This is a genomic window from Duganella sp. Dugasp56 (assembly GCF_047304105.1).
GTDB classification, from domain to species: Bacteria; Pseudomonadota; Gammaproteobacteria; order Burkholderiales; family Burkholderiaceae_D; genus Rugamonas; species Rugamonas hordei.
On sequence record NZ_JBGLYQ010000008.1, the window covers coordinates 80,302 to 102,994 of the forward strand.

Genomic DNA, 22,693 nt, shown 5'->3' on the forward strand with positions numbered 1-22,693 from the left:
TTGAAAGAAAAGCGTTATGAGCAGCCAGTCCCAGCCCATCCCCTCCGCCAGTGCGGAAACTCCCGCGATGGCGTCGCGCGGCAAGATCGTCATGATGGCGGTCATCGCCGGCGCGGTGATCACCAACGTCTATTGCACGCAGCCGATCCTGCCGCTGATTCAGGCCGGCCTGGCCATCGACCTGGCGACGGTCGACCTGGTCGCCGGCGCGGCGCTGCTGGGCTTCGCCACCGGGCTGGCGCTGCTGCTGCCGCTGGGCGACCGCTTCGACCGCCGCAAGCTCGTGCTGGGGCAGATTGCGGTGGCTTGCGGCTTCGGTGTCGCGGCGGCGGTCTCGCCGGGCATCTGGTCGCTGGTCGCGGCGTCGTTTGGCCTGGGCGTGGTCAGCTGCGTGCCGCAGCAGCTGGTGCCCTTTGCCGCCGTCATGTCGCTGCCCGCCGAGCGCGGGCGTTCGGTCGGCACGGTGGTCAGCGGCATCATGGTCGGCATCATGCTGGGCCGCACGATCAGCGGCGCGGTGGGCGCGGCCTACGGCTGGCGCGCCGTCTACGGGCTGGAAGCGGCGTTCATGGTCCCGGTCTGGATCGCCGCCGCGCTGCTGCTGCTGCCGCGCGGCGTGCAGAGCACCGACCTGTCCTACGGCCGCCTGCTTGCCTCGCTGTGGCCGCTGGCGCGCGACCATCGTCCGATACGCGAATCGATGATGGTGCAGGCGCTGCTGTGGGCCTGCTTCAACGCTTTCTGGGTCAACCTTGCGACGCTGCTGGCGAACGGCCCCTGGCACCTCGGCAGCGCCTGGGCCGGCGGCTTCGGCATCATCGGCGCGGCCGGCGCGCTGGCAGCCTCATTCGGCGGCCGCGCCGCCGACCGGCTGGGATCGCGCAGCGTCATCGGCGCCAGCATCGGCATCGTCACGCTGGCTTACGTGCTGCTGGCCGGCGCGGATACGTCGCTGGCGCTGCTGGTGATCGGCGTCATCGTGCTCGACATCGGCGTGCAGTCCGGCCTGGTGTCGAACCAGACGTGCGCCTTCGCGGTCGATCCCAAGGCGCAGGGACGCATCAACAGCCTGTATATGACCGCGACGTTCTCCGGCGGCGCGCTCGGCGTCGTCGCCAGCGGCTGGCTGATGACGCGCTTCGGCTGGCAAGGCGTGGTCGCGCTGGGCATCGTGCTCGGACTGGCCGCGGCCGCCATCCACTGGCTCGGCACACCCTCGAGGAGCAAGGCATGAACATCATCAATCTCGGCCAGAACCTGGGCGACTACGACGCCTTCTACGACATGCTGACCGACAGCCATCAAGACCTCAGCGACGAACAGAGCAAGATACTGAACGCCCAGCTGATCCTGCTGCTGTCGAGCCACATAGGCGACATGGCCGTGCTACGCCAGGCATTCGCGCTGGCGCGTGTTCACGCTGAAATGACGGAAGCGCACTGAGGCTTTGCGCCACCAGGCCCCTACTTCGCCGGCTTGACGAACAAGGCCTGCAGATCGCCGTAAGGCATCGCCTTGTCGATCAGCGGGCCGGCGCTGCCGGTGGCCAGGAAACCCTCGGCCATCTCGGCGGCGACGGCCCACAGTGCCTGCGGGATGCCGGAGCCGGCGCTCAGGCGGCGCACGCCCAGCTTGTGCAATTCGTCCGCCGACGGCACACCCGGCCAGTCCATCACGTTCACCGGCAGGCCGGCGCCCGCCACCACGGCCTTGATGTCGGCGACCTTGCAGATGCCCGGCACGAACAGGCTGTTGGCCCCGGCGGCCTTGTAGATGGCGGCGCGCTTCAGCACCTCGGCGACGCGTTCGCCTTCCGGCGCCAGTCCTCTCAGATATACGTCGGTGCGAGTGTTGATGAAGATATCCTGGCCAGACTGCGACGCCAGCTTCTTGATGGCGGCGACCTTGGCGGCCAGCGCCTGCGGCGTGCCGTTGCCGTCCTCCAGGTTGATGCCGGCGACGCCGGCCTCGATCAGCCGCAGCGCATGACGGGCGACCACTTCCGGATCTTCCGAGTAGCCGTTTTCCAGGTCCACCGTCAACGGCACCGTCAGCACGCGCGCGATGTTGGCGGCCACGCCGAGGGCGACATCGGCCGGCATGTTGTCGCCGTCGGCGTAGCCGGCGGCCCAGGCCACGCCGGCGCTGGTGGTGGCGATGGCCGGTGCGCCCAGGCTCTCGAACAGGCGCGCGCTGCCGGCGTCCCAGGCGTTGGGCAGGTGTAGCAGCTTGCTGCCGTCGTGCAGTTTTTCAAATGCGGTAAAGCTTGGATTCACGTCGTCTCCTAATGGTTGGTGGTGGTTCTTGTCGCTTGCTTGTTCTTGTACATCTCGGCGTCGCCCCGCGCCAGCAGGTCGGCGATGGCGCCGCGCGCATCGGGCGGCAGTTCTACCTGGCCGACGCTGAAGCGGATGTCGTAGCCGCGCCGGTCCACCTCGTTGCGTTCGTTGATCGCGGTGCGCAGGCGCTCGACCACCAGCGCCGTTTCGTCGCGGTTGGAGTCGATCAGCAGCGCGACGAATTCGTCGCCGCCCAAGCGCGCCGGCAGGTCGCTGCTGCGCAGGACCTTGCGCAGCGTTTCTGCGAACACCTTCAGCGCCCGGTCGCCCTCGGCGTGGCCGAAGGTGTCGTTGATTTGCTTGAAGTGGTTCAGGTCGAAGAACAGCAGCGACGCCGGCTTGCTCATGCGCGTGCACAGCTGCAGCGCCTGCGGCGCCGACGCCTCGAAGCCGCGCCGGTTCAGCAGCAGCGTCAGTTCGTCGACGGTCGCCATCTGCACGGCCGCCACTTCCTGCTCCACCATCGTGGCCAGGTCGCGCAGCAGCGCCACGTCTTCGTCGCCGAAGTTGCGCGGGTCGAAGTCCACCAGGCACAAGGCCCCCAGCCGCGCCCCGCCCGGCACCGCCAGCGGATAGCCGGCGTAAAAACGGATATAGGGCGCGGAAGTCACGTAGGGATTGTCGCAAAAGCGCGGGTCGGTCCGCGTGTCCGGCACCACCAGCATGCCGTCATTGACGATGGTGTGGGAACAGAACGACAGTTCGCGCGGCACCGGCGCCGAGGACTGGCCGGCGCAGGACAAGGCATACACGGCGTCCGTGTCGACCAGCGTGACCTTGGCCACCGGGACGTTGAACAGGCGCTTGGCCAGCCGCGTGAGCCGGTCGAAGCGCTCGTCCGGCGCGCTGTGAAGCAAGCCCAGCGAATGCAGGACATGGATACGCTGGGTTTCATTGGCAGGCATCTGCGGTGCTGACATGATGTTCCCTCCGGGCTGTACGTGAAATAAGCGGTCAGAAGATAAGCTGTCAAAAAAGGCTGGCTTGCGCCGTCGTCAGGCTGGTAAAACTGTCGTGCATCGGCAGCAGGATCGAATCGGCGATCGGCTGCAGCTGCTTGGTCAAATAGTGTTCGTAGTCGATGTTCGAGCGCATGACCTCCAGCGGCTCGGGGCCGCCGGTCGTCATCACGTAGCTGATCCAGCCGCCATTCTGGTAGCGCAACGGCCGGTGCTGCGCTTGATTGTACTCGTCGGCCAGGCGCGCGGCACGCACTTGTGGCGGCACGTTGACCTTGTATTCATCGAGCCGCTGGCGCAGGCGCTTGCGATACACCAGCAGCTCGTCGTAGTCGCCGGACAGCGTCTTTTGCGCATATTCGCGCACGAAGTCCTGGTAAGGCTCATCCTTGAAGATGCGCTTGAACAGCCCCTGCTGGAATTGCTGCGCCAGCGGCGTCCAGTCGCTGCGCGCCACCTCGAGGCCGCGGTAGATCACTTCCTCCTCGCCCTTGCCGTTGATGGTCAGGCCGGCGTAGCGCTTCTTGCTGCCCATCTCGGTGCCGCGTATGGTCGGCATGAAGAATTTCTGATAGTGCGTATCGAACTCGATCTCGAGGTGGCATTCCAGGCCGTGCTTTTGCTTCAGCATGGTGCGCCACCAGGTGTTGATCTTGTCGGCCAGTCCCTGCCCTATCGCCAGCGCCTCGCCGTTCTCGTACTCCTTCTTCAGCCAGATGAAGATCGAGTCGGTGTCGCCGTAGATGACGTCGTAGCCTTCCGCCTCCACCAGCTCGCGGGTCTGCTTCATCATCTGGTGGCCGCGCAGCGTGACCGAGGACACCAGGCGCGGATTGAAGAAGCGGCACTCGGTCGCGCCCAGCACGCCGCAGAAGGAATTCATCAACAGCTTCAATGCCTGCGACAGCGGTTCGTTTTTGGCGCGCTTGGCGGCGTCGCGCTGCTTCCAGATTTGCGTGGTGATCTCGGGCAGGCAGTGGCGGGTGCGCGAGAACACGGTGCCGTTGACGCCCTCCACCACGGCGGCCGGATCGTCGGCGTGCTCGCCCTCGATCAGCCCGACCGGATCGACCAGGAAGGTGCGGATGATGGACGGGTACAGGCTCTTGTAGTCGAGCACCACCACCGAGTCGTACAGGCCCGGCTTGGAGTCCATGACGAAGCCGCCGGGCGAGGCGCCGCCGGCGACGTCGCCCACATTCGGCGCGACATAGCCTTCGCGATGCATGCGCGGCAGGTAGTGGTGGCCGAAGGCGGCGATCGAGCCGCCCAGGTGGTCGGCCTGCAGCCCGGTCACGGTGGCGCGCTCGATCATGAAGGCCAGCAGGTTGGCCTTGTCGAAGATGCGGGTGACCAGCTCGCAGTCCTTCAGGTTGTAGTGGGCCAGCGCCGGCTTGTCCTCGTGGAAGCGGCGCTCGATCTCCGCCATCTTGTCGTAGACGTCGCCGATGTCCTTGCCCTCGCCCAGCATCGCCTGCGACACGTTTTCCAGGCTGAAGGACGGAAACATCCACGACGCCGCCTTCAGCGCGTCGATGCCGTCCAGTACGATGCGGCCGACCACCGGCGCGAACATATAGCCCTGCTTGCCGGGATGCTCGCGCCATTCGATGGTCTTGCCTTCGCGCCCCAGCGTCAGCGGGATCTTGTGCTTGTCGGCGTTTTTCTGCAGCACGCGCAAATCGAACTGCACCACGTTCCAGCCGACCAGCACGTCGGGGTCGTGGCTGGCGATCCAGGCGTTGAGCTTTTCGATCAGCTGGCGCGGCGTGGCGCAGTATTCGAGATCGAAATCGATCTGCTGCGACGACTCCTGCGGCTCGCCCAGCATGTAGACCTGCCGCTGGCCGCAGCCTTCCAGCGCGATCGAATACAAGTCCTCGTAGGCGCTGGTTTCGATATCCAGCGACACCATTTTCAGCTTGGGCCGGTAATCCGGGGCGGGCTTGAGCTTGCAGTTGTGGATGGAATGCGCGCCTTCCGGGCGGCCGCCTTCGATCTGCACGCCGGCGGTGATGAAGCGCTCCATCAGGTAGCGCTCGGGCGGACGGATGTCGGCCTCGTACATCTTGATGCCGTGCTCGCGCAGGGTGCGCTCGAGCGCCGTCAGCTGCTTGTAGCGCGAGGAGTAGACGCCGATTACCGGTTGCTGCTCAAACGTCTTGAGCTCCAGTTCGCGCAGTTCGATGCCGGAGTTGGCGTCGATCAGGGCGGCGATGGCGTCACGCTGCCCGGCCTCGGCAAAGGCCACCGAGGTTTGCGCGGTCAGGCGGATTTTCTTCGGGCCGTCGTCGGTCGCCAGCCAGAATTCGAGCTCCGTCCCCTGGGCGGTGTCGCGCCAGTGGCGGGTCAGGATGAATCCTTGTTGGGGTGCGTGCGTCATGCCAGAATTATACTGTATGCGCATACAGGCTGCCCGTCCTCAAAAAAAATCGCATGCCCGGGACTGCGGCATGCGATTTCAGGTACTGCCAAAGCCTGGCTGATGCTTAGTAGCGGACGTCCAGCTTGACGCTGAAGAAGCGGAACACGTCGCGCGGCGGCACCCAGCTGTTGACCGTGAGCGACGGCGAGGTCGCGGTCGGGCCTTCGCGGAACGACGGGCCGCTGGCATTCGCGTTAGGAATGTAGAAGCGGTCGAACAGATTGTTGACGCGGAAGCTCAACTGGTAGCGGCCCGCCGGTTCCTTGATGCCGAAGCCCAGGTCGGTGATGCTGTAACCGGCGTTGACCGAACGCGGATCGTTGTTGATGTTGGTCTGGTAGTCGTTCTGGTAGCGCGTGTTGAAGTTGACGAAGCCCTTGAACGGCATGCTCGGAACCAGGAACTCGTAGTTGGCGCCGATGTTCAGCTTGATCTTCGGCGTACCCGGGAACACGCTGTTGTCCAGGTTTTGCACACCGGTGGTCGAGCCGGGAGCGATCGGGAAGCAGGCCGTGTTCTGGCCGGCGATCGAACCGTTGGCGGCCAGCTTGGTGGTGCCGACGGCGACGTTGGTGGCGTCGGCGTAGCACGGACCGTTGGCCCACTTCTCGATGGTCGGCAGCGTGAACGCCAGCGCCGCGTTGAAGGTCAGGTCCTTGGCCACCAGCAGATGGCTGTCGACTTCGAAGCCGTGGGTGCGGATGCGCGGGATCGAATTGAGCTGGCTGTAGATGGTCGGATCATTCGGCAGCACGTAGGTGACGTTTTGCTGGTAGTTGAAGAATTCCGAGTTGTACACCGTCGCGGCGACCGACATGCGGTTGTTGAACAGGTTGGCCTTGGTACCGATCTCGAAGGTCTGGCTGGTTTCCGGACGCACAGGGAATGCCGCGGCCGCCTTCAGGCCGGAGGTCACGTCGTAGGCCTTGCCCTTGTAGCCGGTGGCACCCATCACGTAGACCATCAGCTCAGGCGTGACTTGCTTCTGCAGGCTGACCTTGCCGGTGTAGGCGCGGTCGGCGTTGCCGGTGCTCTGGAACTGGTCCACGCCCACGGCGCCCGGCACGAAGCTGGCGCGGTCGACCTGGTTGGTGTAGTAGTTGCGCGCATAGTGGAAGCCCGAGGTTTCCAGGTTGTCGCGCAGGCCCGCTTCCAGGGTCCAGGTCGGCACGAACTCCCACGACGCCTGGCCGAACACCGCCTTGTTGGTGTTGTAGATGTCGGTGTAGTAGTTGGTCGGGCTGGACGGCGAGGTGCCGCTGCAATTGGTCGGCGCCACGCAGTAGCCGCGGATGAAGTGGCGGTAGATTTCGTTATGCGCCGCCCACAGGCCGGCCACGTACTTGAAGTTGCCCTTGTCCGGCGAAACGTAGCGGATCTCCTGCGTCTTGGTGCGGATGTCGTAGGTGCCGAACTGGTTGTTGCCTTGCGTCAGGGCGGTCTTGCCGGCTTCGGCGATGGTCGGCACGTCGGTGAAGTCCTGGTCGCGGAAGTCGTTGGCCAGGTACTGGTCCACCGAGCTGATCGACATCAGCGTGGCGTCGTTCGGCAGCGTGTACGACACTTTCAGGCCGGTGCCGCGGTCGCTGGAGACCAGGCCGGTCGGGAAGTCGCGGCGCACGTTGCGGTTGTTCGGATCGTTGACGTTGATGCCCGCCAGTACCTTGGTGGCCGGCAGCAGCGCGTTGCCGTTGAAGTAGGCGCCGTCCAGGCCGACCGGCACGCCCTTCAGGAAGAAGCCGTTGATGGCGGTCACGCCCTTGGTGTTTTCCGAATAGTTGTAGTGCGGCGTCAGGTCGACCGACAGGTTGTCGAGCGGCGTCCACTGCAGCTTGGCCAGGAAAGTCTTGCCGCCCGAGCCGTTGACGTCGCGGCCGTCGGTCAGGTTGTGGAAGGTGCCGGCCAGGCGGGTGTTGCTGGCGGCGATGCGCATGGCGAATTGGTCGTTGATGCGGCCGCCCATCGACGCGTTCAGGCGCCATTCATTGTCGTTGGTCAGGTAGGCGCTGCCGCGGTAGGTCATCGGGCCCGACAGCGGCTTGGTGACGATGTTGATCGCGCCGGCCACGGCCGATTTGCCGAACAGCGTGCTCTGCGGGCCTTTCAGCACCTCGATGCGCGATACGTCGGCCAGGTCCTTGAAGGCCTGGAACTGGGTGGCGATGGGGATGTCGTCGATGATGACGGCAACATCGGACTCGACGCCGATGCCGACCGAGACGGTACCGATGCCGCGCATGAAGATCGCGTTATTGGCGGCCGTGGTGCCGGAACTGATGGTCAGTGACGGCATCATGTTGACCACGTCTTCGATTTCGCGGATGTTGGTGCGCTGGATTTCCTGCTCGCTCATGACCGAAATCGCCATTGGAACGCTTTCCAGTTTTTCGACGCGTTTGTTGGCGGTCACCACCACGGTTTCCAGCTCGCCCGGCTTGGCGGTGGCCTGGTCCTGCGCTTGCGCGGTCATAGCAAACAGCGCCAATGCCAACGCGGACGCCATCGGCGTCATCTTGATGGGTTTCATGGTCGATTGTTGCTTGTAATTGTTGTTAAACACTATTGTCCCCTAATTAACAGATAAAAACTGAGGTGCAGCTGCTTTACGGTGATGCGGCTGGAAGTTAGGTAACCGTTTATTGGTACCGGTACCAGTTGTACGATGACTTAGGTTAATGCATTCCATTTTGTACGTCAATCACTTTTGGGAATGACCGCCATTCGGTTTGAAAATGACGACGGGATGCAACAGATCATAGAAAAAAACCAACTCAGGGAGCGGGCTTCGGAGACGGCGGCGGGCGCTCAGGCGCTCTCGCGCTCCATGATGGAAAAGCCGATGTCGAGGATGGAATCCTGCACCACGCGCTCCTCCGAGCGCTCGAAGATGAAGCGCGCCGCAGTGCTGCCGATCCGGGCGCCGTCGATGCGCACCGTGGTCAGCGCCGGATTCAGGTCGCGCGAAAAACTCAGGTCGCCCAGGCCGACCACGGCCAGCTGGCCCGGCACGGCGACGCCCATCGCCTGCGCCTCGGTCAGCACGCCCAACGCCACCATGTCCGAGCTGCAGAACAGCGCGTCGACGTCCGGATGGCGGGCCAGCAGCTCGCGCAGGCCGGCGCGGCCCATGCCGACGTTGGTCGGCGCCGACACCACCCAGCCCGGCACCGTGGTTTCACCAGGCATAGCCATGCCGAGCGCGACAGCGGTGTCGGAGAAGGCTTTCATGCGGCGCATGGCGCGCTGGTCGTTGGCGCTCAGCGTGGCGACCCGGCGGCGGCCCCGTCCATACAGGTAGCGCGCCACGGCCTCGCCCACTTTTTCGTGGGAAAAGCCGATCAGCATGTCGATGGGATTGGGCGTCAGGTCCCAGGTTTCCACCACCGGGATGCCGGAAGTCAGCAGGCGCTGGCGGCCCTGCGGCGAGCGCATGATACCGGTCAGCACCACGCCGTCCGGCCGGCGGCCGATGATGGTTTCCAGCAGTTCGTCCTCGCGCGAATCCTCGTAGCCGGACTGGCCCAGCATCAGCTGGTAGCCGTATCCTGCCAGCGCCGATGTCAGCGACTGCACCATCTCCAGGAACACGTTGCCGGAGATGGTGGGGATCACCGCCGCCACCAGCCGGCTCTTGCGCGAGGCCAGGCCGCCGGCCAGCATATTGGGCACGTAGCCGGTCTGCTCGACCGCCTGCCGGACCCGCAGCAGGATGGCCTCGGACACCGCGTTCGGCGTGTTGAGCGCGCGCGATGCAGTGATCGGCGCCACGCCGGCCAACTTGGCGACATCGCGCAGCGTGGTGCCGCCGCTCTTGCGGCGGCTGCGGCGCGCCAGCGGCGGTTCCAGAGGATTGGGGTTGTTGGTATCAGTATCATCCATGAAATGATTCTAACACCGCAACATCAGTTGACTAGTGTGCTTTAGTTTCTGCTTTGGTTTTATAGCGCGCCAGTTCCATCTTGCCGATCTGGCTGCGGTGCACCTCGTCCGGACCGTCGGCCAGCCGCAGCGAACGCGCGCCCGCATAGGCCGAGGCCAGGAAGGGATCGGCCATGCCGCCGCCGCCCTGCACCTGGATTGCCCAGTCGATCACCTTGCAGGCCATCGCCGGCGCCGCCACCTTGATCATGGCGATCTCCTTCGCCGCCACCTTGTTGCCGACGGTGTCCATCATGTGGGCGGCGTTCAACACCAGCAAGCGCGCCTGGTCGATCATGATGCGCGATTCGGCGATGCGCTCCAGCGTCACGCCCTGCTCCGCCACCGGCTTGCCGAACGCGACGCGGCCCAGGCTGCGCCTGCACATCTGCTCCAGCGCGCGCTCGGCCAGGCCGATCAAACGCATGCAGTGGTGGATGCGGCCAGGCCCCAGGCGGCCCTGGGCGATCTCGAAGCCGCGGCCCTCGCCCAGCAGCAGGTTGGAAGCCGGCACGCGCACGTTGTCAAAGACGATTTCGGCGTGGCCGTGCGGCGCGTCGTCGAAGCCGAACACCGGCAGGTGGCGCAGCACGTTGACGCCGGGCGTGTCGCGCGGGACCAGTATCATCGACTGCTGCAGGTGGCGGTTCGGATTGTCCGGATCGCTCTTGCCCATGAAGATGAAGATCTTGCAGCGCGGGTCGTTGCCGCCGGACGACCACCATTTGCGGCCGTTGATCACGTACTCGTCGCCGTCGCGCACGATGGAGCTGGCGATGTTGGTCGCGTCCGACGACGCCACGTCCGGCTCGGTCATGCCGAAGCAGGAGCGGATGCGGCCGTCCAGCAAGGGCTCCAGCCATTCGCGCTGCTGCGCCTCGGTGCCGTAGCGGGTCAGCACTTCCATGTTGCCGGTGTCCGGCGCCGAGCAGTTGAACACCTCCGGCGCCCACACCGCGCGGCCCATGATCTCGCACAGCGGCGCATATTCCAGGTTGGTCAGGCCGGCGCCATGCTGGGAGTCGGGCAGGAACAGATTCCACAGGTCCGCCTCGCGCGCCTTCAGCTTCAACTCTTCCATCACCCTGGTCGGTATCCAGGCATTGCCGGCGGCGCGGTTGGCGTCGATCTCGGCGTGGAAGCGCGCCTCGTTCGGGTAGATGTGCTGCTCCATGAAGGCGGTCAGCCTGGCCTGGAGTTGCTTTACTTTCGGGCTATAGTCGAAATCCATGTGGTGCTCCTTAGCGGTACGTGACGGCGCCGGGTTGTCCCAGCCATTCGAGGTGCGCGTAGTTGTTCAGGTAACTGAGCGTGATCTGGCCGGGCCGCTGCAGCAGTTTGGTGACGGCGCAATTGGCCAGCGTCCAGGTCATATCCATCACCTGGTAGTCCTGCAATCCCAGCAGGTGCTGCATCAGCGTGGAGATCACGCCGCCGGAGGTGAACACGATGGTCGATTGTCCGCGGCTGCCGGTGTCGAGGCGCTCCAGCGCGGCCACGCAGCGGCGGCGGAATTCCGGCCAGGTTTCGCCGTAGTCGCTGTCATGCCAGCCGCTCATCCAGCGCTGCATGGCGGCGCGGAACAGATGCTCTAGCGCGCGCTGCGGTTCCACATGGCGCGCCATCATCTCCTTGAAAGCGACGGCGTCGCCGAATTCCGGGCAATGGCGCAGCAGCACCTGGTGATGGTCGAATTCGGCGAAGCCTTCGTCGGTGATCCATTCGGTATCGGCCAGTTGCGGCTTCGGCAGCTCGGCCAGGCAGGTGTCGGCGGTCTGGCGGTGGCGCGCCATGCCGCCCACCACCACGCAATGGAACGACTGGCGGCTATTGGCATACCACTGCCCCAGCAGGCGCGCCTGCTCGTAGCCCAGCGTCGACAGCTGATCGTAATTGGCGCTGCCGAACGAGGCCTGCCCGTGGCGCACCAGATAAATTTGTCCCATTTCGCTTCCGCCGTCAGATCAAAACAGCCCCCAGCTTACCGCCCGGCCTATAATTCATCAAATGAATAGTTTTAATTTGGCCCGATAAATATCATGCATATATCCAAGGTGGACCTCAACCTGTTCATCGTCTTCGAGGCTATCTACGCCGAAGGCAGCATCACGCGCGCCAGTTTGAAGATGAATCTGACGCAGCCGGCCATCAGCCATGCGCTGAACCGCCTGCGCCAGCTGTTCGACGATCCACTGTTCGAGCGCCAGGGCCACGTGATGGTGCCGACGCCGCTGGCGCGATCCATCATCGATCCGGTGCGGCAGTCGCTGCGCGGCTTCGAAGTGACGCTGAACGGCGCAGAGCGTTTCGACGCCGCCACCAGCGGGCGCAGCTTCTCGCTGGCGCTGCGCGACGTGCTGGAAGCGAGCGTGCTGCCGCCGCTGATGGCGCGCATGGCTCAGGATGCGCCGACGGTGGGCCTGAACACGCTGCAGGTCGGGCGCCGCGAACTGGAAAGCGAACTGGCGGCCGGCACGCTGGACGCCGCCATCGACGTCATGCTGCCGCTGTCGAACGAGATCCGCCGCACCTTGCTGGCGGCCGACCAGACGGTGGTGCTGGTGCGGCGGGCCCATCCGCTGGTGCGGGACGGGCAAGGACTGGATCTCGACGGCTACCTGGCGCTGGAACACATCCAGACCAGTTCGCGCCGGCGCGGACCGGGGCTGGAGGATTTTGAACTGAGCCGGCTGGGATTGCAGCGCCGCGTGCGGCTGCGCTGCCAGCACTACTTCGCGGCCTGCCGCGTGGTCAGCCAGACCGACCTGGCGCTGACGATGCCGGAGCGGCTGGCGCGCGTGGTCAACCAGCAGTTCGGCAACCAGATCCGGCCCTTCCCGCTGCAGATGCCGTCGCTCGACATCTACCTCTACTGGCACGCCAACATCGACACCGATCCCGCCGGCCTGTGGCTGCGCGAGCAGATCATCGAGGCCATGCGGGCGGTGGACTGACGGCGCTAATTATTTGGTCCAGTCCTCCAGCTTTAGCCCGGCAGGGAATACTGCGAATGCGGCGTCGCTGCTGACAAGCGTGGCACCTATCGCGCTGGCATGCGCTGCAATCAACATATCCATGGGCGAGAGTGGCGCGCCAGCCGCTTCGCGCCGTATGCGAAGCGCAACATATGCGGATACGATATCGCGACTCCAAGGCAATATCACTATCAATCCTAAAAATTTATTGATACGCAGCTTCAGTCCCGCCGGTTCGCCGCGCTTGGCCAAGCCGTAGCGCAGCTCCACCTCCGTCAAAACTGAAATGACAAGACTATCGGCTGCCGCGCTCGACAGACGGCGGGCCAGTTGCGGACGGTCACCGCGAATGGCATGGCTGACTATGCTCGTATCGAGCAAATAAATCATCAGAGCCCCACGTCGGCAAGCGGATCGCGATCATGTTGTCCTTGCCGACGGTCCTCTGCGGTCATGAAATCGTCAGGCACGATGTTGCTGGTGTCCTCAGCAAAAAAAGCGCCCCAAGATGAGGTCGGCTTGCTGGACAAGATCACATCACCGGTCTCAGGATCGCGTCGAATATAGACCACCTCGCCATCGAACCGGCACGATCCGGGCAAGCGCACAATTTGATCAAGACCATCGCTGAATAATCGAACTTTCTCAGTCATAACGACCTCCCTGACAGGCATACATTTCAATATATGCCGTCCATGGGAGAGGTCAAGTCGATGAATTTGATGCGGATTAAGCTTAGAACCCAGACGGGCGCTGGGCCGCCACGCCAGCGGCTTTTTCCAGCGCCATGCCGGCGCGGGCGATGGTGCCTTCGTCGAACAGGCGGCCGATCAGCGTGACGCCATGTGGCACCCGGCGCGGCGGCGACAGCTTGACCGTGGGATGCGACGGATCGGGCGCCCAGTCGCTGCGCGTCTCGCCAACGTCAACAAAACCGGTGCGCAAGGTCAGCGACGGACGGCCGGTGTTGTTGGAGATGGTCAGCATCTCGTCGCGCAGAGACGGCACCAGCAGCAGGTCCACTTGCGAGAAGATGCGCGCCATCTCCTGCGCCACCTTGCGCCGCAGCCGGTCCGACTGCACGAAATCCACCGCCGACAGGAAGCGCGCCTCGCGGAACAGATTGGGCCAGGCATCGGGCGTCTGCTCGCGCAGCTGGTCGATACGACCGTCCTCCACGATCTCCTCGAACGCCGCCGCGCCTTCCGCGAACAGGATCACGTTCAGCGATTGATACGGCCAGTCCGGCAGCGTCACCGGCGTCGGGATCATGCCCAGCTTCCTGGCCGATTCCAGCGCCTGCCGGTCGATATCGGTGGCCGGCGCCTCGTTCATCCACGACGGGAAATAGCCTATCTTCAGGCCGCGCACCGGTGCGCCGCTGTCGAAGTCCAGCCTGGCCGGAACGCTGGCGACGTCGGACGCATCCGGTCCCGATATCGCTTGCAGCACCAGCATCGCATCCTCGACGCAGCGCGTCATCGGCCCGAGCTTGTCGAGCGACCAGCACAAGGTCATCGCGCCGCCGCGCGGCACGCGGCCGTAGGTGGGACGCAGGCCCGTCACGCCGCAGCGCATGCTGGGGCTGACGATGCTGCCGCCGGTCTCGCTGCCGATGGAAAAGCCAACCAGCCCGGCCGCCGTCGCCGCACCGGGACCGGCGCTGGAACCGGACGCGCCCTCTTCCAGCAGCCAAGGATTCATGGTCTGGCCGCCGAACCAGATGTCATTCAAAGCCAGCGCGCCGAGACTGAGCTTGGCGATCAGCACCGCGCCGGCTGCCGTCAGGCGCGCGACCACGGTGGAATCGGCAGCCGGCACGCGGTTGCGGAACGGTTCCGCGCCCCATGTGGTGGCGATGCCGGCGGTGTCCAGCAAATCCTTGACGCCGTATGGTATGCCGTGCAGCGGGCCGCGGTATTTTCCGGCGGCGATTTCCTTGTCGGCCTGGCGCGCCTGCGCCAGCGCGTGCTCGCGCGTCACGGTGATGACGCAGCGCAGCTTCGGATCGAGACGCTGGATGCGGCCCAGGTAAATCGTCGTCAGGCGCTCGGAGCTCAGCTTGCGGTTCTCGATCCAGCGCGACAGCTGGGTCACGGTGGCGAAAGCGATATCGTCGGCGCTGGCGGGCAGCGCGCCGGCATCGGCCCTGGTCCGCACAAAGCGCGCGCGCGACGGACCTGGCGAGGCGGCGCCCATGGCGGGATCCCATACGGTGGCTGGCGCCAATCCATCGGCCAGCGCGACCTTGCGCGGCCCGGTGCGGCGCTCCAGCATCGACGCCATCGACGTGCGCCAGCTGGCGGCGGCCATCGCGCGCTGGGCCGGCGTCATCGCGGCCTGCACCAGTTTTTCCGCCTCGGCGAAGGTGGCGGGCGATACTTCCGGACCGACGGCGGGCAAGGTGCCGAAGGTCGGCGGTGAGCCCGCGGGCGCCTCGTTTGTTACCTGCGCCTGCGCGCCGCGCGTGGCAGCCAGCGCGGCCAAAGTGGTGGATGCGTTGATCAGGAATTGTCTGCGGAATTTCATGAGCTCCCTCTATGTCGAATTATTGGCAACCTGCGCTGCCACCGGCTGCCAGTCCGCGCACGGCCTTGGACATCTCGGCGGCGATGCGGGCGACGGCGCGGCGGTGGCCAGCGACCAGCGCATCGTAGCCGGCGCCGACGGGTTCATTGGCGACGCTGCGACAAGTCAGCACCTTCGTACTGCCGACCAGCCGCACGCTCCACACGGCGTCGATCAGCGCATACCGGCCCGGCGCCGACTCGAAGCGCTGCACGTTGGTGCTGATGCGGTAGACCGGCGCGCCGTCGGTGGTCGGCGTGCGGAACACGTCCACCGTTCCCAGCTCACCGGTGATCGCCAGCGACAGCGACTGGCTGATTTCCGCCGCGGGCATCGCCGACCAGCGCTCGTGCTCCAGCAGGTCGACGCGCCCGGCCTCGGTGCTGACCACCATCTGGTAACGCGCCACCTGCTGCGGCACCGTCACCGTGGGCAGTTCGATATAAAAGCCCGGCGACGCGGCCGGCTGCGCCGGCACGCCCATGCCGTTACTCAGGCTATAAAAGTGCTCGGGCGGACTGGCGGCGCAAGCGGCCAGCAGCAGCGAGCCCGCCATGGCCAGCGCGGTTCGATAGCGCATCATTTAGGTTCTCCCTTGGTGTCTTGCTTGCTCTGCTTGCCGCGTATCAGCGACTCCGGATGCCGCTCCAGATAGTCCGTCAGCGCGTTCAGCGATTGCATCGTTTGCGTCAACTGCTGCAAGGCCTCGCGCAGGTCGGACTGCACCGGCGAATCCTTCTGCAGCAGCTGGTCGGCCGCGCCGAAAGTCTTGCGCGCCGCGCCCAGCGTATCCTTCATCTCCGGCACCACCTGCGCGTCGAGCTGCTTGAACAGCACGTTCGCGCTCTTCAGCGTATCGCGCAGGTTGTTGCCGATCTCGCCGAACGGCACCTGGTCCAGCTTGCGCGCGATGCTGGCGATCTGGGTCTGCAGCTCGTCCAGGCTGTTCGGCACCGTCGGCACCTCCAGCGGATACTGCGCCATATCGAGCTTGACCGCCGGTGCGTTGGGGAAGAAGTCCAGCGCCACGTAGAGCTGGCCGGTCAGCAGGTTGCCGGTGCGTAGTTGGCCGCGCAGGCCGCGCGAGACCATCCGCTCCAGCACCAACGGCCCGGCGCTGCGTTCCTGCTCGCTGGCGACGCTTTCCTGGAAGCTGCGTCCCAGCCGCGCCGGATACATGTCCACCGTCACCGGCATGCGGAAGGATTTCTTGACCGGATCGAACTCCACGCCGACGGAACGCACCTCGCCCAGCACGATGCCGCGGAAGTCCACCGGCGCCCCCGGCGACAAGCCGCGCAGCGACTGGTCGAAATACAGCACGGTGGTGATCGGCACGCCGTCCGGTTCGCGCAAGGCGCTAGCCTGGTCGGCCGCCAGAGGGAAATCGGTGCCGGCGGGCGCCAACGCATCGGGCTTCTGGCCGCTGATGGTCTCAAAGGCGATGCCGCCAACCAGCAGCGCCGCAAGCGACTGCGTGTTGACCTTGAAGCCGTTGGAGTCGAGCCGCACATCGATGCCGCTGGCATGCCACCAGCGCGTGCTCTTGCCGACATACTGGTCATATGGTGCGCTGACAAACACGCCCATCTTGACGCCACGGCCTTTCTCGTCCAGATCGAAAGAGGTCACCTGTCCGACCTGGATGCGGCGATAGAAAATCGGCGAACCGACATCGATCGAACCGAGGCTTTCGCCGTGCAGCGTGTAGCGCGTACCCTTCTCGTCCAGCGCCACCTGCGGCGGCTTTTCGAGGCCGACGAATTCGTCCTTCTTCTCCTGCGACTTGCCGGCATCGACACCGATGTAGGCGCCGGACAGCAAGGTGCTCAGGCCGGAAACGCCGCTGGCGCCCACGCGCGGCCTGACCACCCAGAAGCGCGTGTCGGCGGCGGTGAAGCGCTTGGCCTCCTTGCTCATGTCGATCGTCACCAGCACCTTGGACAAATCCTGCGCCAGCGTGATCGAGCGCACCAGGCCGATATCGACATCCTTGAACTTGACCTTGGTCTTGCCCGGCTCCAGCCCGTCGCCGCTGCGGAAACTCACCGTCACCGTCGGCCCCTGGTCCATCACCGACTTGGCCACCAGCGCCAGGCCGATCAGCGCCGCCAACAAGGGAATCAGCCAGACCAGCGAAGGCAGCCAGCGGCTGGCTTTCTCCACTTTCGGTTCGGGCAACGGCGGCGGACCGCCTTCGTTTTCAGGCATGGTTCTCTCCATTTGAATCGATCGGGTCCCAGATCAGGCGCGGATCAAACTGCATCGAGGCCAGCATGGTCAGCACCACCACGGCGCAAAACGCCATTGCGCCGGGACCGGCGGTAATCACGGCCAGCGACTGGAAGCGCACCAGCGCCACCGTCAGCGTGATGACGAAAATATCGAGCATCGACCAGCGGCCGACAAACTCCACGATCCGGTACAGCACCGTGCGCTGCAAGGGCCGCCAGCGCGAGCGCCGCTGCGCCGTCAATGCCAGCAGCGACAGCGCGGCCAGTTTCAGCACCGGCACCACGATGCTGGCGATGAAGATGATCGCCGCCAGCGCCGGCGAGCCGCTGGTCCAGAAGTAGACCACGCCGCTGATGATGGTGTCGTCCTCCTTGCCGAACAGCGAATGGGTGTACATCACCGGCAGCAGGTTGGCGGGAATATAGAGGATGGTGGCGGCCAGCAGGAAGGCCCAGGTGCGGCCCACGCTGTCCGGACGGCGCCGGTGCAGCACGGCGCCGCAGCGGGCGCAATGCTGTTTCTTCTGATTGGGCTGATTCAGTTGCGCCACCAGACCGCAGCTGTGGCAGGCGGCCAGCCGCGCGTGCGGCTTGTATTGAAAATCGGCTTGGGCAGGCCCTCCCGGCCCGGGCAGGTGCTCGCCGATATTCCACAGCATTTGCGGATCGAAGGACGTGACGATGGCCAGCATCAGCGTCAGCGCGCCGAACGCGAACAGGCCCGGTTGCACCATCACCTGCGCAAGGCTGGTCATCTTGACGATGGTGATCAGGATGCCGATCATCAGCACCTCGGTCATGCCCCAGCGCCGTGCCGCGCCGACCGCCCGCAGCAGCCGGTCGAAGCCGCGCGGCCGCACGCCGCTGCGCAGCGCCAGCGTCACGTACAGCAGCGCACCCAGCTCCACCGCGGGCAGCAGCACCGTGAACAGGGTCACGGCCACCGCCACCATCTGCATCTGCTCCGTCCACAGCACGCGGATCGCGCCCAGCAAGGTGGCGCTGGACGTGTAGCCGTTGACATCCAGTTCGACGATGGGACAGGCCTGGGCGATCAGGAAAGTGAAGATGGCGCCCAGCGTGATGGCCGCCATGCGGTCGACATCCGAATGGATGCCACGGTACAGGATCGAACGACAGCGCACACAGCGCGCCTTCTCGCGAGGGCGCACCGGGCCTCGGCGGTGAAGGACACCGCAGTCATGGCAACTGATCAAATCGTATCGATGCACTGGCTGGCCGTTTGGTCAATAATGACCATATCATACGACAATCAGCCTATATCCAAACGAAACCGGCTTACTTGATGCTGGTGGCCAGCTCCTGGAAATTCTCCGTCTTGCCCAAGGCCTGCCAGGTGGCCAGCAGGTTGGCCGGCGGCGCGATCAACTTGCGGGCGGCCAGGTCGAGCCAACCGCCGGTGCTGGTGACCCGCGCCGCCAGCTTTCCGTCGGCGCGGATGATGTCGGTGCTGAGCGACCAGCGGCTGCCGTCGGCGGACAAACCCGCGACGCCCAGCGTCACGGTGATCTCTTCCAGCAGCATGACTTCCTTGAAGTAGGCGATTTCGTCCTTCATCACCACCGGGCCGATGTTCAGGCGCATGAACTCACTCATCGGAAAACCGTTCTCCGACAGGAACAGCATGCGCACGTCGCCCGCCTTGTCCAGGAAGGCGGTGTTGCGCATATGGCTGTTGAAATCCATATCGCCCCAGCCCGCCATCATCTTTTTCTCAAACATCTCTACTCTCCAAGGAAATCCAATAGTGTGCATGCTACCACCTTGGTCGCCTTGCGCAGGTCTTCCAGCAGCAAGCGCTCGTCGGCCTTCTTGGCGTTCGATTCCGGCACCGAGCGCGGACCGGCGCCATACAGCACGGCCGGGATGCCCTGCTCGCCGTACAGGCGCGCGTCCGCGTACAGCGGCGTGCCTTGCGCCGGGATCTTCTCGCCGATCCAGGTCTGCGCATTCTGCTGCAGGCTGGCCACCAGCTTTTCAGTGCCCGGCTGTTCGCGCAACGCGTGCGACAGCAGCAGGCGCTTGATCTCCAGCGTGATGCCCGGCAGGCCCTTCACCGAATCTTCGATCAACTCGCGCACCTGCGCCTCCACCGCCACTGGATCTTCTTCCGGTATCATGCGGCGGTCCATCTTCAGCACCACCTTGCCGGGCACCACGTTGGTGTTGGTGCCGCCGTCGATGCGGCCCACCAGCATGGTCGGCGAGTCAATGCCAGGGATGTTCGATTTGATTTTTTTCAGCTCCGGCAGCTGGCCATAGATGGCGTTCAATATGTGGGTGGCGGCTTGCAGCGCATCGTGGCCGGTTTCCGGCATCGCGCCGTGGCCGGACTTGCCGTGCACCGTGATCTCCAGCTGCAGGCAGGCGTTATGCGCGGTGACGATGTTGTAGCTGAAACCTGCGGCGATGACGAAATCGGGCTTGGTCAGCTTTTGCTCCAGCAGCCAGCCCGGCCCGAGCAGGCCGCCGAATTCCTCGTCGTAGGTGAAGTGCAGCTCGACGCCGCCCTTCAGCGGTACACCGAGCGCCTCCAGCGCGCGCGTGGCGAAGATGTAGGTGGCGAAGTCGCACTTGGAGACGGCGGCGGCGCGGCCATAGATGTAGCCGTTCTCCACCACGCCGCCGTACGGCGGATAGGTCCAGTTATCGCCCGGAGGCACCACGTCGCCGTGGGCGTTCAGCGCCACGGTCGGGCCGCCGGCCGCATAGGGGCGGCGCACGATCAGGTTGGTGATGGTCTCCATGCCGTAATCGCGCACCACCTGCTCCGGTACCGCGTGCTTCTCCGCGCTCCAGCCGTAGCCCTTGACCAGGTCGGCCACCATATCCGCATGCGGCGCGTTGTTGCCTGGAGGCGTATCGGTCGGCACGCCAAGCAACTGCTGCAGCACGCGGACTTCCTCGTCAAAATGCGCATCGATCCACTGCGCCAGTTGTTCTTTTTGAGTGCTCATTATTTTTCTCTCACTTTGCGCCGGCTTCGAACCAGGCGCCAAGCTGCGCCCGTTCCGCGTCGGTGATGTTGGTCAGGTTCGCCAGCGGCATGGCTTTCAGCTGGACCGCCTGCTTGTAGATTTTTTCCGCGTTCTGGTGGATCTGCTCCGGCGTCTCCAACATCACGCCGGACGGCGCGGTCGCAAAGCCCGGCTGCGTTGGGTGCGCTGCATGGCATGCCACGCAGCGCTGGTCGATGATGGTCTTCACCTTGGCGAATTGCGCCGCCGGATCGGCGGCCGGTGCGACCGCCACCGGGCGCGCCGGCGCGATCGCCACGGCCACGCCGGCCAGCAGCGCCACGCCGATGGCCGGGTAACGCCACTCCACGCGCCCCTTGTGGCGCAGGTTGAAGAAGTGACGGATGAAGACGCCTGCGGCCATGATGAAGGCCAGCACCAGCCATGCGCGGTCGTTCCGATAGGTCATCGCGTAGTGGTTGCTGATCATGATGAACAGCACCGGCAGCGTGAAGTAGTTATTGTGGACGCTGCGCTGCTTGGCTTTCTGTCCATGGATAGGATCGGGCATGCGACCGGCCGACATGGCCTCGACCATCTTGCGCTGGCCGGGAATGATCAGCATCAGCACATTGCCGACCATGATGGTGCCGATCAGCGCGCCGACGTGGATATAGGCCGCGCGGCCGCTCAGCACATGGGTCAGGCCGTAGGCCGCGCCGACGATCAGCGCGAACACCACCACGCCGAACCACAGGTCGCGCTGTCCCAGCGGCGAGCGGCACAGCAGGTCGTACACGGTCCAGCCGACGACCAGCGTGCCGACGCCGATGCCGATCGCCTGCCAGCTGCCGATGTCGGCCACCGACTTGTCGATCATCATCGCCTGCGCGTTGAAGTAGTAGGCGATGGTCAGCAGCGCGATGCCGGACAGCCAGGTGGAATATGCCTCCCACTTGAACCAGTGCAGCTCCTTCGGCAGTTCCGCCGGCGCCACCAGGTATTTTTGCGGGTTGTAGAAGCCGCCGCCGTGCACCGCCCACAGTTCGCCGGACACGCCCTTCTTCGCCAGCTCCGAGCCGGGTGCCGGCGGGCGGATCGAATTATCCAGCCAGACGAAGTAGAACGAGGCGCCTATCCAGGCGATGCCGGTGATGATGTGCAGCCAGCGCACGATCAGATTGAGCCACTCAAGGCCGTACGGGATCAGATAGGCGAATGATTCCATGGATACTTTCAGGTAAAGGCTGTGGCTAATTTACAGAAGATAAACGGATTTGATTCCGGCTACATGAACATTGGAGTATATTAAACATATCCGATCCCGTATAACAAAGTACAGAAATACACGCATATGGCCGCCCTGCCGCAACACCTGGACCTGCACCTGATCCGCATTCTCTATCTGTTGCTGGTAGAGAAGAACGTCTCGCGCGTCGCCCTCAAGCTGAATCAGCCGCAGCCCTCGATTTCCGCGTCGCTGCGCAAGCTGCGCGAACTGACCGGCGATCCGCTGCTGGTGCGCGGCGCGCGCGGCATGGTGCCGACCCAGCACGGCGAGAGCCTGCTGATTCCCGCCAAGCGCATCCTCGACGACACCGAGAACCTGTTCCTGAAAAAGTCGCCGTTCGTGCCGCAGGAAGAAGCGCGCACCTTCCACATCGCCGCGCCGGATTACCTGGACAGCCAGTTCCTGCCCAACCTGGTGGCGCTGCTGCGGCGCGGTTCGCCCAACAGCCGCGTCAAGATCCACGGCCTGGGACCGGGCGTGGACTACGTGCGCCTGCTGTCGGACGGCGAGATGGACCTGGTCATCGCCAACTGGGACGAACCGCCCGAGCACCTGCACATGTCCAAGCTGTTCGAGGACCCGATCATCTGCGTGATGCGCTCCGACTGCCCGTATGCGCTGCGCACCGGCAGCGAGGACATGACGCTCAACGACTACCTGTCGCTGCCCCACGTGGCGCCGACGCAGATACTGCCCGGCTATCACGGCGTCATCGACGATTTCCTCGAACGCCAGGGCCTGCAGCGCAACGTCGCGGTGGAATCGGCCTACTTCGGCCTGATCCCCTACATGCTGACGCAAACGGACCTTGTGCTGACCACCGGCCGCCAGTTCGTCCGCTACTACGAACGCAACATGCCCCTCAAGACATTCACGGTGCCGGTCAAGTTTCCACCGATGCGCTTCTACCAGCTGTGGCATGAACGCGTGCATCAGGCGCCGGAACACAAGTGGCTGCGCGAGCAGGTGTCCACCGCGGCCAAGGCGCTGGGGAAGTAGGCCGCCC

General features: G+C 64.8%; 20 protein-coding genes. 4 read left to right on the forward strand and 16 right to left on the reverse strand.

The genetic code is table 11. The features are described 5' to 3' along the window. The first annotated feature begins 16 nt into the window (after positions 1 to 16). Together ACCD07_RS07335 and ACCD07_RS07340 are read left to right on the forward strand one after the other, a co-directional pair. Complete coding sequence (locus ACCD07_RS07335; RefSeq protein ID WP_413446963.1) at positions 17 to 1,234, forward strand: MFS transporter; 1,218 nt, start codon at positions 17 to 19, stop codon at positions 1,232 to 1,234. Next, positions 1,231 to 1,443 (forward strand): DUF2783 domain-containing protein, encoded by a 213-nt coding sequence (locus ACCD07_RS07340; protein WP_413446964.1) that lies wholly within the window; start codon positions 1,231 to 1,233, stop codon positions 1,441 to 1,443. Before ACCD07_RS07335 ends, ACCD07_RS07340 begins: the two co-directional genes overlap by 4 nt. A gap of 20 nt (positions 1,444 to 1,463) precedes the next feature. Here the strand turns inward: ACCD07_RS07340 and ACCD07_RS07345 are convergent, their stop codons facing one another. The 7 genes from ACCD07_RS07345 to ACCD07_RS07375 form a co-directional block, all read right to left on the reverse strand. After that, positions 1,464 to 2,276 (reverse strand): isocitrate lyase/PEP mutase family protein, encoded by an 813-nt coding sequence (locus ACCD07_RS07345; RefSeq protein WP_413446965.1) that lies wholly within the window; start codon positions 2,274 to 2,276, stop codon positions 1,464 to 1,466. 8 nt (positions 2,277 to 2,284) lie between these two features. Further along, positions 2,285 to 3,259, reverse strand: a complete 975-nt coding sequence (locus tag ACCD07_RS07350; RefSeq protein ID WP_413446966.1) for a diguanylate cyclase — start codon at positions 3,257 to 3,259, stop codon at positions 2,285 to 2,287. Between the two features lie 49 nt (positions 3,260 to 3,308). After that, complete coding sequence (locus ACCD07_RS07355; protein ID WP_413446967.1) at positions 3,309 to 5,681, reverse strand: DNA polymerase II; 2,373 nt, start codon at positions 5,679 to 5,681, stop codon at positions 3,309 to 3,311. Positions 5,682 to 5,787: 106 nt separating this feature from the next. Next, complete coding sequence (locus tag ACCD07_RS07360) at positions 5,788 to 8,250, reverse strand: TonB-dependent receptor (protein WP_413446968.1); 2,463 nt, start codon at positions 8,248 to 8,250, stop codon at positions 5,788 to 5,790. 278 nt (positions 8,251 to 8,528) lie between these two features. Next, positions 8,529 to 9,602, reverse strand: coding sequence for a LacI family DNA-binding transcriptional regulator (locus ACCD07_RS07365; protein WP_413446969.1), 1,074 nt, complete (start codon positions 9,600 to 9,602; stop codon positions 8,529 to 8,531). A gap of 31 nt (positions 9,603 to 9,633) precedes the next feature. After that, the gene (locus ACCD07_RS07370; RefSeq protein ID WP_413446970.1) at positions 9,634 to 10,872 is read right to left on the reverse strand and encodes an acyl-CoA dehydrogenase family protein; all 1,239 of its coding nucleotides are present in this window, start codon (positions 10,870 to 10,872) and stop codon (positions 9,634 to 9,636) included. A gap of 10 nt (positions 10,873 to 10,882) precedes the next feature. Next, positions 10,883 to 11,587: a histidine phosphatase family protein gene (locus tag ACCD07_RS07375; protein WP_413446971.1), complete on the reverse strand. Its 705-nt coding sequence runs from the start codon at positions 11,585 to 11,587 to the stop codon at positions 10,883 to 10,885. Between the two features lie 93 nt (positions 11,588 to 11,680). On the opposite strand from ACCD07_RS07375, the gene ACCD07_RS07380 reads away from it, so the two are divergent. After that, a complete protein-coding gene (locus tag ACCD07_RS07380; protein WP_413446972.1) occupies positions 11,681 to 12,595 on the forward strand; it encodes a LysR family transcriptional regulator in 915 nt (304 codons plus the stop codon). A gap of 9 nt (positions 12,596 to 12,604) precedes the next feature. Here ACCD07_RS07380 and ACCD07_RS07385 read toward each other — a convergent pair whose 3' ends face one another. From ACCD07_RS07385 to ACCD07_RS07425, 9 genes are all read right to left on the reverse strand, one after another. Continuing rightward, a complete protein-coding gene (locus tag ACCD07_RS07385; RefSeq protein WP_413446973.1) occupies positions 12,605 to 13,006 on the reverse strand; it encodes a PIN domain-containing protein in 402 nt (133 codons plus the stop codon). Beyond that, positions 13,006 to 13,269 carry an antitoxin gene (locus tag ACCD07_RS07390; RefSeq protein WP_413446974.1) on the reverse strand — a complete coding sequence of 88 codons (264 nt, stop codon included), beginning with the start codon at positions 13,267 to 13,269 and terminating at the stop codon, positions 13,006 to 13,008. The genes ACCD07_RS07385 and ACCD07_RS07390 overlap by 1 nt, the downstream gene beginning before the upstream one ends. A gap of 82 nt (positions 13,270 to 13,351) precedes the next feature. Beyond that, the gene (locus ACCD07_RS07395; RefSeq protein WP_413446975.1) at positions 13,352 to 15,145 is read right to left on the reverse strand and encodes an amidase family protein; all 1,794 of its coding nucleotides are present in this window, start codon (positions 15,143 to 15,145) and stop codon (positions 13,352 to 13,354) included. A gap of 19 nt (positions 15,146 to 15,164) precedes the next feature. Further along, positions 15,165 to 15,767, reverse strand: a complete 603-nt coding sequence (locus ACCD07_RS07400) for a PqiC family protein (protein ID WP_176654543.1) — start codon at positions 15,765 to 15,767, stop codon at positions 15,165 to 15,167. Continuing rightward, entirely contained in the window at positions 15,764 to 17,395 is a 1,632-nt protein-coding gene (locus tag ACCD07_RS07405; protein WP_176654544.1) for an intermembrane transport protein PqiB, read from the reverse strand. Before ACCD07_RS07405 ends, ACCD07_RS07400 begins: the two co-directional genes overlap by 4 nt. Further along, a complete protein-coding gene (locus tag ACCD07_RS07410) occupies positions 17,388 to 18,650 on the reverse strand; it encodes a paraquat-inducible protein A (protein ID WP_413446976.1) in 1,263 nt (420 codons plus the stop codon). The genes ACCD07_RS07405 and ACCD07_RS07410 overlap by 8 nt, the downstream gene beginning before the upstream one ends. A 67-nt stretch (positions 18,651 to 18,717) precedes the next feature. Further along, the gene (locus tag ACCD07_RS07415) at positions 18,718 to 19,161 is read right to left on the reverse strand and encodes a thioesterase family protein (RefSeq protein WP_176654546.1); all 444 of its coding nucleotides are present in this window, start codon (positions 19,159 to 19,161) and stop codon (positions 18,718 to 18,720) included. Between the two features lie 2 nt (positions 19,162 to 19,163). Continuing rightward, a complete protein-coding gene (locus tag ACCD07_RS07420; protein WP_413446977.1) occupies positions 19,164 to 20,396 on the reverse strand; it encodes a M20/M25/M40 family metallo-hydrolase in 1,233 nt (410 codons plus the stop codon). A gap of 10 nt (positions 20,397 to 20,406) precedes the next feature. Further along, entirely contained in the window at positions 20,407 to 21,624 is a 1,218-nt protein-coding gene (locus tag ACCD07_RS07425; RefSeq protein WP_413446978.1) for a urate hydroxylase PuuD, read from the reverse strand. 126 nt (positions 21,625 to 21,750) lie between these two features. Here ACCD07_RS07425 and ACCD07_RS07430 point away from each other — a divergent pair, with 126 nt between their 5' ends. After that, positions 21,751 to 22,686 carry a LysR substrate-binding domain-containing protein gene (locus tag ACCD07_RS07430; protein WP_176654549.1) on the forward strand — a complete coding sequence of 312 codons (936 nt, stop codon included), beginning with the start codon at positions 21,751 to 21,753 and terminating at the stop codon, positions 22,684 to 22,686. Positions 22,687 to 22,693 lie beyond the last annotated feature (7 nt).